The organism is Gilliamella sp. ESL0441 (genome assembly GCF_019469185.1).
Lineage (GTDB): Bacteria > Pseudomonadota > Gammaproteobacteria > Enterobacterales > Orbaceae > Gilliamella.
Map to the genome: position 1 here is coordinate 2,019,817 of NZ_CP048264.1, position 17,425 is coordinate 2,037,241.

Genomic DNA, 17,425 nt, shown 5'->3' on the forward strand with positions numbered 1-17,425 from the left:
AAAAACGTTCGATGGGGATTTTAATCCCCAATAATTGCCCTTTTTTGCTATCGATAGGTAGTGGTAAAAGCAACTAAAATCAGTTAGGAGTACGATTATGAATATGAATTACAGTACCTTTTCGCATGTACATAACGATCAGCTTAAAGAACCCATGTTTCTTGGTCAACCAGTTAATGTGGCGCGTTATGACCAACAAAAATATGAAATGTTTGAAAAATTAATCGAAAAACAACTTTCGTTTTTTTGGCGTCCGGAAGAAGTCGATATATCTCAAGACCGGATTGACTATGCGGCACTACCCGAGCATGAAAAACATATTTTTATTAGTAATTTAAAATACCAAACATTATTGGATTCGATTCAAGGTCGTAGTCCAAACGTTGCTTTACTCCCTTTAATTTCAATTCCTGAACTTGAAACTTGGGTAGAAACGTGGTCGTTTTCAGAGACGATTCACTCTCGCTCTTACACACACATCATACGTAACATTGTCAATGATCCTTCTGTGGTATTTGATGACATTGTGACAAATAAAGAGATCCAAAAACGTGCGGGTGACATTGCGGGTTATTACGATGATCTAATTAGCTATGCGAGTTATTACAACTTATTAGGTGAAGGTAAACACACGGTTAACAATAAAACCATTACCATAAGTTTACGTGAATTGAAAAAGAAACTGTACCTTTGCTTAATGAGTGTTAATGCCCTTGAGGCCATTCGTTTTTATGTCAGCTTTGCTTGCTCTTTTGCTTTCGCTGAACGAGAACTAATGGAAGGAAATGCAAAAATCATCAAACTTATTGCCCGTGATGAAGCCCTACACTTAACGGGAACTCAATTTATGATTAATACGCTTCGTAGTGGTGAAGATGATCCTGAAATGGCTGAAATAGCTAAAGAGTGTGAACAAGACTGCTATGATCTTTTTTTACAAGCAGCGAATCAAGAAAAAGAGTGGGCAGCATACTTATTTGAAGGCGGTTCAATGATTGGCTTAAATAAAGATATTTTATGTCAATATGTTGAATATATCACCAATATCCGTATGCAAGCGGTCGGGCTTAAACTACCATACGAAGTCAAATCTAACCCGATTCCATGGATCAACAATTGGTTAGTATCCGACAATGTACAAGTTGCCCCACAAGAAGCCGAAATGAGCTCTTATCTAGTCGGTCAAATTGATTCTGAAATCAATGAAGATGATTTGAGTGATTTCACTTTATAGTTAATCTTTTCACTAATACTTTTTTATTCAGACTTGCTTAGGTTTTATATTCAAACCTGGGCAAGTTTTGTCTTTGATGGTTAATCAAATTTACAATTAAGTATCAAAATTATTTTTTTCATTGATATAAATAGCGCTCAATAATTGATTAATGACAATATTAATTGTATGATTAAAATAAGATTAATTAAAAAAAGCAAAAACAAATTAACAAAAAATTATCTAATTTAAATATTTTAACCTTAAATTTAATGAATATGTGTTATATTGTAATTGTTTTAACCTTTTAAAGCGGTACCGTTAATCAATCTTAAAAAAATTAATTCATTTTTTACTTACATTAAACATGGGTTTTAATATGAAAAAACTTTTATTGAGTAGCCTTATCGGTTTTGTTTTGGTTGGTTGTGGTGAAAACAAAGTGACAGAAGAGATGCTTATAGGTGATTGGGAATGCACTCTTATCGGTCAAGAAGCAAAATGGAAAGATGGCAAATTTGAAGATTATTCCCCTATAAAAACAGACAATGGGAAAATCAAATATTTCATGAAAAACAATACGCTATATTTCAATTTTGGTACTAACGAATCTTATCCTTACAATTTACATTCTTACTACAATAATGAAGAAAAAATCCAATCAAATAATGGAATTACTTACAAAGTACAAAAAACTATCAATTATGTATCACAAAATAAATTCCAAACTTCAGAGTTAACTGAAATCAATTTCGATAATAATGAGATGAGAAACAAAAAAATTAAGGTAGAAGTCACCTGTGACCGCATAACACAATAAATTTTCTAAAAAATTAATAGTATAAACTGTGGCTTGACAGCTATCTTAATAAAGGGGACGATATACAATAATTGAATTTTTTAATTTAATATAATTCCCATGACGCAAGCGCATTTGTTTTATCCTATTTCACCGCTAGATTTTAGAGATGATGAAATCAATATTCATCATCTTAAAATGCAACTTGATCAGTTTCAACAATGGTCGATAATGCAATTTAAACAGAATGCAGACATTGATGAATTAGTGCATCTACGCAGTCAATTTATCGATAAATTACTAGCACGATTATGGTGTTATTATCAAATTCCAGCTCAAACTTCATCACATTTAAAAAAAAATCGTATTGCATTAATCGCTGTCGGAGGCTATGGACGAGCAGAGCTACATCCTCTATCAGATATTGATATTTTAATATTAAGTGATTACCCACTTAATCATGACATCGAAAAACAAGTCAGCGAGTTAGTACGATTGCTTTGGGATCTTCATTTGGATATAGGTCATAGTGTCAGAACGCTAAAAACATGTTTGCAAGAAGCCAAGAATGATATTACTATCATGACCAATCTAATTGAATCAAGATTAGTTGCCGGTAATGATCCATTATTACATGCGCTACGACAACACATTTTTAGTGATAAAATCTGGCCTTCTCCTGCTTTTTATCGTGCTAAGATTGCCGAACAGCAAGCCCGACATCAGCAATATCACAGTACAACTTATAATCTTGAACCTGATTTAAAAAATAGTCCCGGCGGTCTACGTGATATGCAGATCATTCAATGGATTGCGATTCGTCACTTTGGCGATGAATTTTTACAAAAAATTGCTGATTTTAATTACCTCACTCCGGAAGAGATAGACGAATTTAAAACTTGTCGTAAATTTTTATGGCGTATTCGTTTTGCGCTTCATAGTGTCATTACTCGCTATGACAACCGCTTGCTTTTTGATCGCCAATTAAGTATCGCCAAGCTGTTAGGCTATCAAGGTCAAGGAAACGCACCTGTTGAACAAATGATGCATGATTACTATCGAATTGCACATAACGTTACCGAGCTAAATCAGATGTTACTGCAATTATTTGATGAATCTATTCTTGAAGTTAATCCAAGCAACAAACCCTATGATATCGATGAGCACTTTCAAATCCGAGAAAGATTAATTGATGTAAAAGATGATAGTATCTTTAAAAAAGATCCAACAATGATATTACAGCTGTTTTACACCATTTTGCTCAATCCTCAAATCATTGGTCTCTATTCTAATACCATTCGTCAGTTACGCTCTGCAAGGCGAAAACTTACCACATTATTATGTGAACACCCTAAAGCCAGAACACTATTTATGTTAATCATTAAGCATCCGGATGCCATTGCAAAAGCAATTTTACCCATGCATCGTTATGGTATTTTAGCGGTCTATATACCTGGTTGGAAACATATTGCTGGCATGATGCAATTTGATCTATTTCATACCTATACGGTTGATGAACATACGATACGATTACTCGTAGAGCTAGATAGTTTAAAATCAGAACAAGGAAAACAGAAACATCCTAATAGCTCAACGGTATTCGCTAAATTATCCAGACCTGAACTGTTAATTATTACGGGGTTATTTCACGATATTGGTAAAGGTCATCATGGCGATCATTCTGAAATTGGTGCCAAATTAGTTGAAAAATTTTGTCAATTACATGAGCTTGAAACAAAAGATACCGATCTAATTGTATGGTTAGTACGCTATCATTTACTGATGTCAGTCACGGCACAAAATCGCGATTTACAAGATCCTGCTGTGATTCAAGAATTTGTTCAACAGGTTAAAAGTCGCCGTCGCCTACAATATTTACTCTGTTTAACTGTTGCTGATGTTTGTGCGACGAACGAAACGCTTTGGAACAGTTGGAAACAAAGCTTAATACGTCAACTGTATTTTAATGCCGAACACTTATTTGACATTGGCATTCACCAAATACCTGAACAGCGGAGTATTGCTCGTCAGCACAAGCAAGATGCATTAACTAGTTTAATTGCACAAAATTATGATGAACAACACATCAAAAACTTCTGGCTAAACTTTCGTGTTGATTACTTTTTACGTTACAACACTGAACAAATTGTTTGGCATGCCCAAAATTTGTTAAACCACGACTTAACGCAAACTTTAGTAATGATTAATCCAACACCGTATCATGGTGGCACAGAAATCGTTATATATTCACCAGACCGACCTTATTTGTTTGCTACCGCTTGTAACAACTTAAGTATGCACAATTTAAATATCCTTGAAGCACTTATCATTACCAATAAACAAGGATTTGCGCTTGATACCTTTATTGTACTTGAGCCTAACGGCAATACCGTTCAGCCTGATCGCCACGAAGGTATAATAAAAGCACTTGAAAAAACACTACAACAACCGGTTTATAAAGGTGTTACCGTAAAACCACCAAAGCAACGATTACGCTCTTTTTCAGTGCCGACACAAATTAACTTTTTATCATCCTTTAACGAAAGTCAAACCTACATGGAATTGATTGCTTTAGATAGACCAGGACTTTTGGCGTGCGTTGGTGAGGTTTTTGCCAACTTGGAGATTTCGTTAAGAAGTGCCAAAATTGCGACTATCGGCGAACATATCGAGGATTTGTTTATTTTAACCAACAAACATAACCATGCCCTTGATGATGATACCTGTCATAAAGTAAAACAATCCATCATTGTTGCACTTGAAGCAATGAATTAATCAATTAAATTAAAGATAAAACCTATGCAATTTTTTACTATTTTGTTTCCTATTTTTTGCATTTTCGTGGTGGGATTTATTGCACAGAAAATCTTACATTTTGATGTGGCAAATCTGTCCAAAATGTCACTGTATGTGCTTTCACCCTTTTTGGCATTTAAAACATTTTATACGCATACCTTAACAACAGAATACTTATTCTATATTTGCTATATTTTTGGTCTCTGTGTTGTTTTGGTGATCATTATTTCACTCTGGTCTTTTTTGATGAAATATTCCAGCAAAGAACGTTGTGCAATGATTTTAAGTGCTTGTTTTATGAACAATGGCAATTATGGCACACCGGTACTACTTGTCTTTTTTGGGGCAGTTGGTTTTAATTTGGGCGTAATTATGATGGTGCTACAACAATTTGTCATGAGTACCATAGGTATCTATTATGCTGCAAAAGGAAGTGCTCGTGATGATATTGTTACGCAAAAAGATGTCATTAACAAAGTTATTCGCATGCCTGTGGCGTATGGAGCTTTTTTAGGTATCCTTTTTCAACTTTGTAACATTCCTTTGTCCAAATCGATTATGACGTCAATTGGGATGATTGGTGACTCATCTATAGTGGTGATTATGATAATATTAGGTATGCAATTAGCGAAAATAAAAATCACTCAACTGGATTATCCAAAATTATCTTTTGCACTCCTTACAAGGATGATTCTATCGCCAATTGTTGCTTGTGCCATGGTCTACTTCATGCCTATTGCGCCAGTATATAAGCAAGTGCTAATCGTACTAGCGGCGATGCCAAGTGCAGCAAACACGACGTTAATGTCGGTACAATTTGATACGCACCCAGAACTCGTATCAAGTGCCACTTTTTTCAGCACTTTAATCAGTTTAATTACCCTACCTATTGTTCTATCTTTGGTTGGAGCACCTATCCCATATTGATCCATGATCTCTCGATCTGAGAGATCTTATCTTTCACCATCAAAAACCATTTTTTTGATAAACGTTATCTGGATTCGGCCCTACGCGTAGATTTTGGTTAAGTCCATTAATCGCTTGTGTTTCATCTGGAGTGAGTTCGAAATCAAAAATATTGGCATTCTGCTCAATTCGATCCGGATGTGCTGATTTAGGGATCACAATGTAACCATTTTGAATATGCCAGCGTAATGTCACTTGTGATGCTGATTTTTGATATTTATTACCGATTTCAATTAGTAAAGGATCAGTAATAACTTTATTGCGTGCTAGCGGAGACCAAGCTTCAATAGCTATCTTCTGTTGTCGTAAATATTCCACTAATTCGATTTGAGTTAAATAAGGATGAATCTCGATTTGATTAATCATTGGCTTAATGTTTGCTTTGGTTGAGAGTAATTCTAAATGCGAGATTTGAAAATTACAAACGCCGATTGCTCGCACACGCTTTTCTTCATACAGTTTTTCAAACGCCTTCCATGTATCAAAAAAAGTGTCACTTAATGGCCAGTGAACTAAAAAAAGATCGAGGTAATCAAGCTGTAAATCTTTTAGCGACTGATCAAAACCCGCTAATGTTTTATCATAACCTTGATTGCTATTATTGATTTTAGTGGTAATAAACAATTTATCACGTGCGACATGGCAATCTTTAAGAATTTGCCCGAGTTGCTTTTCGTTTTGATAAAGCTGAGCGGTATCAAACGCTCGATACCCCGCATTAATAGCCGCATTTACTGCACATGATAATTCATCACAATCAGTTAATTGATAGGTGCCAAAACCGAGTTGCTGCATTGCAACATGATGACTCAGCATAACTTTACTGTTGATCGAAATCGTCATGATAACCTCTTCTATTTTATTCAAATTATTGATTAATTATATCGATCATATAGATATTATCAATTAATTTAGAGTATTACCTCTTCTTCATCACTACCCCACTCTTTTTCGAATTGCTTCACAAACTCAACCAATATAGCGTGACGCTTTAATGCGATTTTTTTAGCAACTTGTGTATTCATCCTATCTTTGAGTAAAAAAAGTTTTTCATAAAAATGGTTTATCACTGTATTAGGTTGTTTATAGTTTTCTTCATTTAATAATGTTCTGGGTAATATAGTGGGATCATACATAATATTGTGCTTGTTCCCTCCGTAATAAAAAGTCCGAGCGATACCAATAGCACCAATGGCATCCAATCGATCTGCATCTTGCACAATTTGTCCCTCTAACGATAACGCCTTTTTTTGAGTAAGATTTTTTCGATATGACATATTTTCAATAATGTCAAAAATTTGTTCTATTTCGTTTTGGCTGATAGTTTGTTGAATCAAAAAATCGTGTAACTCATTAATGGCGTGATTCACATCTGATACCACTTTTTCATCGATAACATCATGAAGATAAGCACTCAAAATCACGATAAAATGATTGGCTGTTGGTTCATGTTTTAAAATTTGTTGTGCCAATTTAACCACTCTTTCAATATGCGCCATATCATGACCAGAAAAATCGTCAGCAAGTTTTTGTTTAACAAAAGTTTGAACATTATTGATAATTTTTTGTTGATCTAACATTTTTAATTCCTGATTCAATAAGCTTATTAATACCATTTTTCAAATTAAAAACGGATATTACTATTTTATATCACTAAGCTAAGCATTTAATTAAAAGATCATATTGATTAAATATATCAATCATCACAGAAAGATGATTTTTTAACTCAAGATTATAGTGAGTTATTCTTGATTCCAATTGTTAATCTAAATAATTTTAGCTAAATTTTAATAGAAACAATTTATCACAAAGTCCTACTTGGCAATAAACAATTAAAGACATGACTAATATAAAAGCTACCGTGAAATATATTAAAAATATCATTCTTCTCTGAAATAAACAGAAAAATGTAGAAAATTTATCTTTTTTTATATTTTCTTTAATATCTCTCGATTGTTTTCATGAAATCCGATCGGTAGAATTAACTTTTTAAACCGGATTAAAGCAACTTTTGGGGTTGACTAAGTGAAAATATCAGCGCGTAAAGTTTTGCCTTGGCAACTTATAGAATACTTCACTCGCTATCGCCAATTCTTAGCGCTACTATTAGGTCTTTCAATATTTTTAATTGCACTATTTGTCTGTTGGCATTTGCTTAAAGAAATTAATATCAATGATTTAAAGCTGGCTCTACATCAACTTTCCATTCATGCAGTTTTATTATCCTGTTTGTCCGCAATAGGAAGTTACCTCATGTTAATCGCTTATGAATGGTCAGCTATGCGTTATGCTGGCGTAAAGTTAAAATTATCCGTTATCGCATTAGGTGGTATTTGTGCTTCAGCCGTTGGCAATGCAATTGGTTTATCTGCACTATCAGGTGGTGCAGTAAGATGTCGACTATATTTTCAATATGGTCTAAACACGATAGATATTGCCAGAATGTCAATTTTTGCCACACTTTCATTGGGTGCTTCGTTACCTCTACTTGCAGCTATTGCCGCTCTCACTCAATCTAATGAAGTCCTACAGTCCTTACATATTTCGGTAATCTTCGTAAAGTTATTAAGTTACACAATTATTGTAATGTATCTATTGTTGTTCAGTTTTTTCTATTTTCATCGATTACCCGAAAAATCCAATCATGCATATCAATCAGTTAAATTATGGCATTGGTCAATCAGATTGCCCTCTATTCGCTTAGCATCTTCTCAATTTATAATTACCTTGTTTGATGTCATTTTAGCCGGTTCAATCCTCTATTTTTTATTGCCTGTGCAACCTAACTTTATCAGCTTTATCTTAGTTTATACTCTTGCTTTAGTTGCAGGCGTTCTTAGTCATATCCCTGCTGGTGTTGGCGTATTTGAAGCGATAATGCTTGGTGCTTTTTCAACTGAAATAGGTCCCGCATCATTGACTCTTGCTTTAGTGATTTATCGAATTATTTATATTTTTATCCCGTTAATCATTGCTGGCATATTGCTACTTTTGAACGAAACAAAACATCATTTAGCCACAAATCAAGTCAAGGAAGATGAAACAGGTTTAGCGGCTCCAGTCATTGCTGCTACTGTTTTTTTTGCTGGTATAGTGATGATGTTTTCGAGTATTACTCCCGGTTTTAATGCACAATTTGTGAATACCTTTATTCCGAATAAAGTTGTCAATTTTGCTCATTTAATATCGAGTTTAATCGGTGTACTATGTTTATTGCTTGCAATGGGATTACGACGACGTTTACTCATGGCATGGAGTTTGTCAGTCGTTTTATTATTTATTGGTAGTATACTTTCAATAATACGTGGATTTCATTGGTTTGAAGCATTCACCTTATTTGTTATTGCCCTTTTACTTATCAAATACCGATATGCTTTTTATCGAAAAAATCGTTTGAGCATATTACCATTATCTTTCAAATCGTTTGCAATCTGTTTTTGTTTGATCGCTTTTCTAGTATGGTTAATATTTTTTATCTATCAAGATGAACCTTATAGCCACTCATTGTGGTGGCAATTAGAATTAGACAGCCGAGTGCCACGAGCATTGCGTGCGGCTTTAGGTAGTTTTATTCTATTAAGTGGCATTATGTTATTTTGGTTATTTCGTCCTGCATTACCCATTTTGACAAAACCAACAAAGAAAGAGCTAAATACCGCCTATCAAATTATTTCAGAATCCAAACAACCTGAAGGAGGACTTGCCTTAGCAGGTGATAAGTCACTTCTGTTTAATGAATCACAAACAGCCTTCATCATGTACGCTAAACAAGGTCGAAGTATGGTAGCACTTTACGATCCGATTGGAGATTGTGCCGATCGCCCAGATTTAATCTGGACATTTCGAGACCTTTGCGATCAACACCATTTACGCCCTGTTTTCTACCAAGTTAAAGCAGCGAATTTACCTCTGTATATGGATATTGGATTACAAGCCGTTAAATTAGGGGAAGAAGCCTTAGTCGATTTAGATAAATTTGATCTAGCCAATAAAGGTAACAAAGATCTTCGCTATACATGGAATCGAGGACAGCGTGATGGACTGTCAATTGAATTTTACACATCATCTACAGCACCTTATGATGAATTAAAAGCAGTATCTGACGAATGGTTAAAAGGAAAAAATGCCAAAGAAAAACAATTCTCGCTAGGGACATTTTCCAAAGAATATCTTGATCACTTTACTATTGCTGTCATCAAACATGAAGGGCAAATTATCGCTTTTGTTAATTTGCTCGAAACCAATCAAAAACAGTATGCCAGTATTGATTTAATGCGAGTAAAACAAGGCATTCCTAAATTAACCATGGAATTTTTTATGGTTGGATTAATCCTTCATTATAAGAATCAGGGGTTTAAATTCTTTAGTTTGGGAATGGTTCCGCTTGCAGGAATGCAACGACGACATGGCGCGCCATTAATTCAAAGATTAGGCGCATTAGTCTTTAAACGAGGTGGACGCTTTTATAACTTCCAAGGTTTACGACGATTTAAAGAAAAATTTGCCACGCATTGGGAACCGCGTTATATGGCCGTACCGGCTGGCTTAGATCCTTTTATGGCAATACTTGATACGACTTTACTCATATCGGGTGGCATAACAGGATTAAAAAGGAATAAGAGTCAATAAAATGAAAAAAATTATCCGCTATAGCTTACTTGTTATAATGGTGATATTAACGAGTTTATTTGCTGGTGCTATTTGGTATTTTACAAAAGGTCATGCAACGGCTACGATTAAAAACATCCCAATAAATCAAGAATTCTCGGTATTAATGGCAACGCCTAAACATTCAGCCGAAGCTGCTGCGGTTATTGTTGCAACTAAAACCAATCATTTTACTCCACAACAACTCTTAGATCTCTCTCAAAAAACAGGAGCAAAATTAGTTCAATTTGAGTTAAAACCACAAGCAACTTGTCATGAACAGCTCAGCCGTTTTAATTATGCGACCAAAATATTAAATGAAAGAAATTATGTTGTAGCAGGTATGCAAGAAGGTGCCGCATTTGCTTATCGTTGGTTAGCTCAACAGCAACAAGCGAATGCTAAAGCACTATCAATTGAATTTACGTTAGATCATAAAGATTGTGATGCTCCATTACCTGCTCAAGCAAGTCATGGTACTTGGCAAGTCATTTGGAATAATCCACCAGAAGATCAAGTTGCGGTATTTCCTAGGCAACAAAAAAAGATTAATGTGACCACATCAATAGGTGAATATTTAGCATCACCAGTTGAATTATTAATTTCACATTTATCATCTATTTTATTTGATGAACATAAAAACTTACCCGTTATAGCATTACCCACAAACGGGAACGACGTTCACCCCAATACTGTCACACTATATTATTCTGGTGATGGTGGATGGCGTGATCTGGATAAAGTGTCAGCCGAATATATGGCATCACATGGTTACGCAGTGGTGGGCGTTGATGCGCTAAAACTTTTTTGGCAACACCGTTCGGTTGAGCGAAGCGCTAAAGATCTAAGCGACTTAATGCAACAATACCGCCAAAAATGGGGAACTACTCAATTCATTCTTGCTGGCTATTCATTTGGTGGTGATATCTTACCGGCACTGTACAATCGTCTGTCAGCCACTGATCAAAAAAGCGTACAAGCTATAATTTTGCTCGCTTTCTCAAAAAGTGCAAACTTCGAGATTGAAATTAGCGGTTGGCTTGGTCAATCGGGTAATGAAATGCAAACGGCTGCTGAAGTAAACAAAATACCCGCCAATAAGTTATTTTGTATTTATGGGGCTGAAGAAAAAACAGACACAGGCTGCTTGCAACCAGAAATGAAAGGCGAAGCTTTTGAACTCCCCGGAGGACACCATTTTGACGAAAATTATCAACATTTAGGTCAAATTATGATGAATGCCATTGATAAGCGCATAAACTAATAAGATCTACGTTTTAGATAACAAAAAAAGAGGAGATTTCTCCTTTAATTTTTAAGATTAAAACAGTAATATAAATTAACCTATTTTTTTATTTTAATTTTTCTTTCGGATAATAAAACACCACAGAGCGTAAATAATGTGCCAAACGCAGCAAGCCAAGTAAACGGTTCATTCAACATAAGCACTGCCCCAATAATTGTTAAAATAGGAACCAGATAAAGATAAATACTAATTTTCACAGCCCCCACTAATTTCACCGCATAATTCCAAGATGCAAAGCAAATTGCAGATGCCCCAACGCCTAAAAATAGAATATTAAATAGATTGGTAGTATTGCTAAATCGGTCTAAATTCAGTTTAAAATCGAATAAATAAAGTGCAGGAAGCATGAGCAATAAACCATAAAAAAAGAATCGTCGGGTTAATAAAATAGTGTTATACCCTCGATTACTGCTTTTTTTAGTTAAGATCGAATAACATCCCCAAAACAAACAAGCAAGCATGGCAAGCAAATCGCCAAGAGGATTCATGGAAAGCACATATTTGCCATTAAAGCAGATTAACCCAACGCCAACCGAGGCAAATAAACAACCAACATAAAAACGTTTGGGTGGTGTTTCAGCCTTGAGAAAAAACATAGCTAATAGCGCAGTAAAAATGGGGGCTAATGTTGTGATAATTCCAACATTTGAAGCAGTAGTATAGGTTAATGCAATATTTTCACATAAAAAATAGCAGGTAATGCCACATAATCCAGCACAAAGAAAAATAAACTCTTGTTTTACTCCTTGCCAGACTAACAAACGCGGGCATAGAATCCAGAGAGTTACATAACCCAGTAAAAAACGAAAAAATAAAATCTCTATCGGTTTAAACTCAATTAATAATGTTTTGGTGGAAATAAACGTCGTTCCCCAAAAAAACACAGTCATTAATGCAATTAAATGCCCCTGTGTTCTTTTTGTTAATAACATATAGACCTCGAAACTTACAGCAATGTAGCCGTCTCTGAGTAAATTTTTACTCACCTTTTAAAGTGCATTGATAAATATATTAGGAATAATACAAAAATTATGTTCATTGCTCACTTGATATTGTTAAAAATAACGCTATTTAATAATATGCATTTATACTAATGCTATGCTCTATTGTGTGCAAACAAATTAAAGTCGTTAAAATGATAGATAAATATAAAGAAGGAAAATAATAGATAAAAAAAATCCACCCGAAATTCGAGTGGAGGGCAAAAAATGAAAAAACGTAATCTGTTAATATAGACAAGCAAAAACAGAAAAAGTTCAATTTAATTTCAGATATTTTTGAGTTTTTATAAAACTATTTTTTAACCATTTGATTTTTAATATTTATTTAATTAAATTTTTTTCAAAAAAAGTAAACTTTTTTGCTTTTTTAAAATAATACTTAATAACGTGCCACACTTTCTAGCAAATTTTCTTCAACATTTTTCATAAACTCTCATTTTCAGAAGAAACGATATAATGTTAACAAAATGAGTAAAACTAAATTAGAAAAAACTTCATTGTTCAACCAAGACTAAGCCAACTTGTTTTCATCCTTGATTTCACCTATAATGCCCCGATATTGTATTACGTTACTTATCACAATTGGGGCTGATTCTGGATTCGACGGGATTTGCGAAACCCAAGGTGCATGCCGAGGTGCGGTTGGCCTCGTAAATAAACCGCAAAAAAATAGTCGCAAACGACGAAAACTACGCACTAGCAGCTTAATAACCTGCATAGAGCCTTCTCTCCCTAGCCTCCGCTCGTAGGACGGGGATAAAGAGGAGTCAAACCCAAACGAGATCGTGTGGAAGCCTTGCTTGGGGCGGAAGCATTAAACTTAATCAAGCTAGTCTATCGGTAGCGTGTTTGTCCGCAGCAGGTAGGCGAAATTTAAAGACAAACTACGCATGTAGTACCAAGGATGTAGAAATTTCGGACGGGGGTTCAACTCCCCCCAGCTCCACCACCATTCAAATCAATAGATGTCAATTGAAGTAAAAATAACTCTAAAAATCAATGATAAACTTTGAAAGATAAGTTTTTTGTACATTCAACTTAACTAATATAAATACCACCGCCATAAAATAATAAGATGAATGGTAAGGAAATCTTTTTATTTGTAAGTCGAAGTGATAACAAAGTTTGGCAATTAGGTTATAAACTATGTTATATAAATAAGGAAACCGATATAACAATTTAACATTATCCGCAGCTAATAGTTAATCAAGTAGAAAGATACTTTGAAATAACATGAAGTAATCTATTTGATTCACAATTTTTTCAATTACCCATTAAATGACATAAATAGATGCTCAAAAAATCTCATAGAATACCGCTGTGTTTTAATTAAAATTATTGATAATTTAAAAAATCGCTTTTAAGTCATGAAAAACTTTTTAGAAATGAGAGATAAATAATCATTTGATATAATTAAATAAATAATGGAACAAATCTAATTGGTTGCAAAGTCCAAGGGACGTCTATTGATCAGTATTGGTGATCCAAAATAACGATATATTTAGACTGTATAACCATTAAATTTGAAAGGAACATTTTATGAGACTTGAAGAGAAATATATAAAATTTGGTTATTTTTGGCTTCCTGAAAATCAACAGAATTCAATAGCTGGGGTTCTCTCCATTTATGATGGTGGACGGGCAGAATTAGAAATCATGGGTAATTTTGATGAAGATAAAGAAATTGGATTTATTTGTGAACATGAAAATATTCGTCTAAAAAGAATAATTGGATTTGTCGAAGACGATGGATTAGTAACACTGGAAAATTGCATTTATCTTAAGAAAAGTTTTGGATTTGGAAACATAACTAAATCAAAAATTTTGGCTAATACAGTTTTGAGTGGGGCTGAATGGGGAGCCGATGAAATCGTTACTTTTAATACATTTTCTTTTTCTGTTGATTGCTTAGATGAATGGGTTGAAATAAGTGGTATTCATGTAGAGAGTGATTGGAAAAATAGATCAGTAAGTATTTCTTATAACAGACCTGAAAAAATAAATTTTATACTTGATAATGGGATGGAAATTGAAATTAATTTTCATTACACATCTCCTAGTTTTCCTCATATAAAAGAGGCAAAGATTACTCAAAAGGCTTATTTTACATTAAAATCTGAAGAGTTACGTAAATTAAATGATTTTATAGCTATTGCCTATAAGATAACCAACCTTATGTGCTTTGCTATGGACAAAGTTGTGAGTATAAAAAATGTTTCAGCAACATCATCTAAAAAACTAGATAAATTAGGTGAAGACGAATACCCAACTGAAATTAAATTATTCTATCAAGCCATACCATTTGTAGAAACTGTACCTAAACGTCATTCTTTTGAAATGTTATTCAATTTCAAAATTATAAGAAATAATGCTCAGCAAATATTCAACAATTGGTTAAATGCTTATGAGTATTTATCTCCCGCATTTAGTTTATACTTTTCAACTCAAAGAGGAGATCAAAAATATCTTGATGGTAGGTTTCTAGCTTTAGTACAGGGTTTAGAAACATATCACCGAAGAACTAGTGATGAGAAATTAATGAAGAAAGAAGTTTATGAATCATTAGTATCTAAAATTCTTGGTGCATGTCCCGAAGAACATTTAGAATGGCTTAAAGGCAGACTAATGCATGGAAATGAAATTACCCTGAGTAAAAGGTTGAAAATGCTTATTGAACCATTTAAATGTTTTCTGGGAACAAATAGTGAAAGAAATAAACTTTTGAGACAAATTGTAAATACTAGAAATTATTTAACTCATTATGATGAAAATTTAAAAGATAAATTAGTTACTGGACGAGATCTTTGGATTCTATGTTTAAAAATGGAAGTTATATTCCAGTTTCACTTTTTACATGTTATTGGCTTCACTACTGAAGATATCAAAAAGACGGTTGAAAATTGCACTAAATTAAAAAATAAAATTGAAGAAATCAAAAAAAAGGATAAGACCGAATAAAATATTCGATTTTTTATTTTCAAACCAAATCATCATATCTGACATAAATTATATTCTTGTATGAGAATTGTTTGGTATGCCATAAAGAAATATTCAAGGAGAACAGCAACGCTGTTGCCTGATAGTTAATTAAGAAAATTAAGCTATTAATAAAATAATGCCCCTGTAAATATATTTTTTGATTGGTTATCAATATAGAAAAACTATGATTATCAATAACCTTTAATAGATAAAATGATTGTTAACCTATTTTTGTATACTGGCGAAGCAAGTTCTTTAACTCGACCTACTGATACCACAAAAGTTATTTTTATGATCAAATTATTATTTACATTTTACTGTTTTCAACAGTAATTTTATGTGGTGTAATATTTTTTTCATGATATATATAAGGGAGAATTTTTTATGGCTAATTTTTTTAAAAAAACATTTGGTGGGTTAGAAAGAAGTTATTTGTTCCGACAATATTTATTCGGTTTTGTTTTTGTTATACTTATATTAATGCCTATATCTCAGTTGAAATTATCTGATATTATAGTTCCAACTACAATTGCTTTAATCCTGTGGGGATTTTATCCATATTCTAGGTTCGTTTATGAAAGCATTATAGAGTTTATAATAGGTGATAATATAATTATCTCAAATATCTTTTTATTTTTATTCTTAAAAATAATGACTATGGGAATATGCTTTTTTTTCTCTGTTTTTATAGCTCCTTTTGGATTATTGTATTTATATTTTTATCACTCTAAATTGGAAAAACAATCCAAAGCTAATGTTATCGATAATTAGTTATAAAATATATCTCAACAGAAAGAGGAAAGAAGAATAAAGCCTTTATTTCCTCTTAGACGACATAAAAATTATTTATCAATAAAAATAAGATCCTTTATTGACTTTTCATTAGACCCTATCCTAAATTTTGTGTATTTGCTAGTTAGAGGTAACGAGTCATTCTATCACCAAATTCTATAATGAATCGATTCATCGCACTTTTCCAGTTTTGAATAGGCATAGTCCATTTTTATATGCTTGTTGTATCGCTAAATAGATAACCTTTTTAACTGAGGCATCGTTCGGGAAAACCTTAGGTTTCTTGATAGCATGACGAATAACACTATTTGATCCTCGGTTAGCTCTCGGCGGCTGGTTTTATTGGGTGCCAATTGCCTTTCAAGTGGTTGATTTACCAACACCGAGGCGACCTGCGACCTCACTGATTGAAAGATGTGAATTTGATAATGAATAATAATCCGATTGTTGTTTAAATTCAGGACTAAATTTTTTGACCATGATGTGTCCTCCTATGATTTTCATTTATATCATAGAGGCAATATCTGTCTACTTTTTTGGCGAGGATCAAGTGACTGTACAAAGTAATATGATGGGTTCTTATTTGGTTAATTATGATCTTTCAAAACAGAATGCAGATTGAGTACACGCTTTTATAACTTTAAGCGTTATAAATAGAAAATATGAAACAAAGTGCGTTATATGTTAATAAACAGGCTTATATACTAAATAAGTATCTAGATCAATCACATAATCTACTTGAATGCTTTCATCATATGGATAAATATCATAGCTATAACGAGCACAAAAAACAGATATAAAATCTTGTATATCGCAATCGGCTACTACTGTCATCACTCGATGTTTTAATTGCCCTATAGATGACACTTTACCAGAGAGTAATGAATCGCCATAAAAACTTTCTATTTTTATTAACATAAAAGTAT

General features: G+C 33.4%; 12 protein-coding genes, 1 other RNA gene and 1 pseudogene. 9 read left to right on the forward strand and 5 right to left on the reverse strand.

What is annotated here, in order from left to right:
* The first annotated feature begins 103 nt into the window (after positions 1-103).
* The 4 genes from nrdB to GYM75_RS09095 all read left to right on the forward strand — a co-directional run bounded on the left by nrdB (position 104) and on the right by GYM75_RS09095 (position 5,735).
* Entirely contained in the window at positions 104-1,234 is a 1,131-nt protein-coding gene (gene nrdB / locus GYM75_RS09080; protein ID WP_363317376.1) for a class Ia ribonucleoside-diphosphate reductase subunit beta, read from the forward strand.
* 358 nt (positions 1,235-1,592) lie between these two features.
* Positions 1,593-2,033 (forward strand): hypothetical protein, encoded by a 441-nt coding sequence (locus tag GYM75_RS09085; RefSeq protein ID WP_220215644.1) that lies wholly within the window; start codon positions 1,593-1,595, stop codon positions 2,031-2,033.
* A gap of 99 nt (positions 2,034-2,132) precedes the next feature.
* Positions 2,133-4,787, forward strand: a complete 2,655-nt coding sequence (glnD, locus tag GYM75_RS09090; RefSeq protein ID WP_220215645.1) for a bifunctional uridylyltransferase/uridylyl-removing protein GlnD — start codon at positions 2,133-2,135, stop codon at positions 4,785-4,787.
* Positions 4,788-4,811: 24 nt separating this feature from the next.
* Complete coding sequence (locus GYM75_RS09095) at positions 4,812-5,735, forward strand: AEC family transporter (RefSeq protein WP_220215646.1); 924 nt, start codon at positions 4,812-4,814, stop codon at positions 5,733-5,735.
* Positions 5,736-5,774: 39 nt separating this feature from the next.
* On the opposite strand, the gene GYM75_RS09100 is transcribed toward GYM75_RS09095, so the two are convergent.
* Together GYM75_RS09100 and GYM75_RS09105 are read right to left on the reverse strand one after the other, a co-directional pair.
* Positions 5,775-6,617, reverse strand: coding sequence for an aldo/keto reductase (locus GYM75_RS09100; RefSeq protein WP_220215647.1), 843 nt, complete (start codon positions 6,615-6,617; stop codon positions 5,775-5,777).
* 68 nt (positions 6,618-6,685) lie between these two features.
* Positions 6,686-7,354 carry an HD domain-containing protein gene (locus GYM75_RS09105; protein ID WP_220215648.1) on the reverse strand — a complete coding sequence of 223 codons (669 nt, stop codon included), beginning with the start codon at positions 7,352-7,354 and terminating at the stop codon, positions 6,686-6,688.
* Positions 7,355-7,799: 445 nt separating this feature from the next.
* Between GYM75_RS09105 and mprF the strand changes: the two genes are divergently transcribed.
* A complete protein-coding gene (mprF, locus tag GYM75_RS09110) occupies positions 7,800-10,403 on the forward strand; it encodes a bifunctional lysylphosphatidylglycerol flippase/synthetase MprF (protein WP_220215649.1) in 2,604 nt (867 codons plus the stop codon).
* Between the two features lies 1 nt (position 10,404).
* Positions 10,405-11,685 carry a virulence factor family protein gene (locus tag GYM75_RS09115; protein ID WP_220215650.1) on the forward strand — a complete coding sequence of 427 codons (1,281 nt, stop codon included), beginning with the start codon at positions 10,405-10,407 and terminating at the stop codon, positions 11,683-11,685.
* A gap of 80 nt (positions 11,686-11,765) precedes the next feature.
* Here GYM75_RS09115 and GYM75_RS09120 read toward each other — a convergent pair whose 3' ends face one another.
* Complete coding sequence (locus tag GYM75_RS09120; RefSeq protein WP_220215651.1) at positions 11,766-12,659, reverse strand: DMT family transporter; 894 nt, start codon at positions 12,657-12,659, stop codon at positions 11,766-11,768.
* Between the two features lie 653 nt (positions 12,660-13,312).
* Between GYM75_RS09120 and ssrA the strand changes: the two genes are divergently transcribed.
* The 3 genes from ssrA (at position 13,313) to GYM75_RS09135 (ending at position 16,478) form a co-directional block, all read left to right on the forward strand.
* Positions 13,313-13,677, forward strand: a transfer-messenger RNA (tmRNA) gene (gene ssrA / locus GYM75_RS09125).
* A 590-nt stretch (positions 13,678-14,267) separates the two neighbouring features.
* Positions 14,268-15,686 carry a HEPN domain-containing protein gene (locus GYM75_RS09130; RefSeq protein ID WP_220215652.1) on the forward strand — a complete coding sequence of 473 codons (1,419 nt, stop codon included), beginning with the start codon at positions 14,268-14,270 and terminating at the stop codon, positions 15,684-15,686.
* 405 nt (positions 15,687-16,091) lie between these two features.
* On the forward strand, positions 16,092-16,478 hold the full coding sequence (locus GYM75_RS09135; protein WP_220215653.1) for a hypothetical protein: 387 nt from the start codon (positions 16,092-16,094) through the stop codon (positions 16,476-16,478).
* Positions 16,479-16,623: 145 nt separating this feature from the next.
* Here the strand turns inward: GYM75_RS09135 and GYM75_RS09140 are convergent.
* Together GYM75_RS09140 and GYM75_RS09150 are read right to left on the reverse strand one after the other, a co-directional pair.
* Positions 16,624-16,808 (reverse strand): annotated as a pseudogene (locus tag GYM75_RS09140) (IS256 family transposase); the annotation flags it as partial.
* A gap of 375 nt (positions 16,809-17,183) precedes the next feature.
* Complete coding sequence (locus GYM75_RS09150) at positions 17,184-17,417, reverse strand: hypothetical protein (protein ID WP_220215655.1); 234 nt, start codon at positions 17,415-17,417, stop codon at positions 17,184-17,186.
* Positions 17,418-17,425 lie beyond the last annotated feature (8 nt).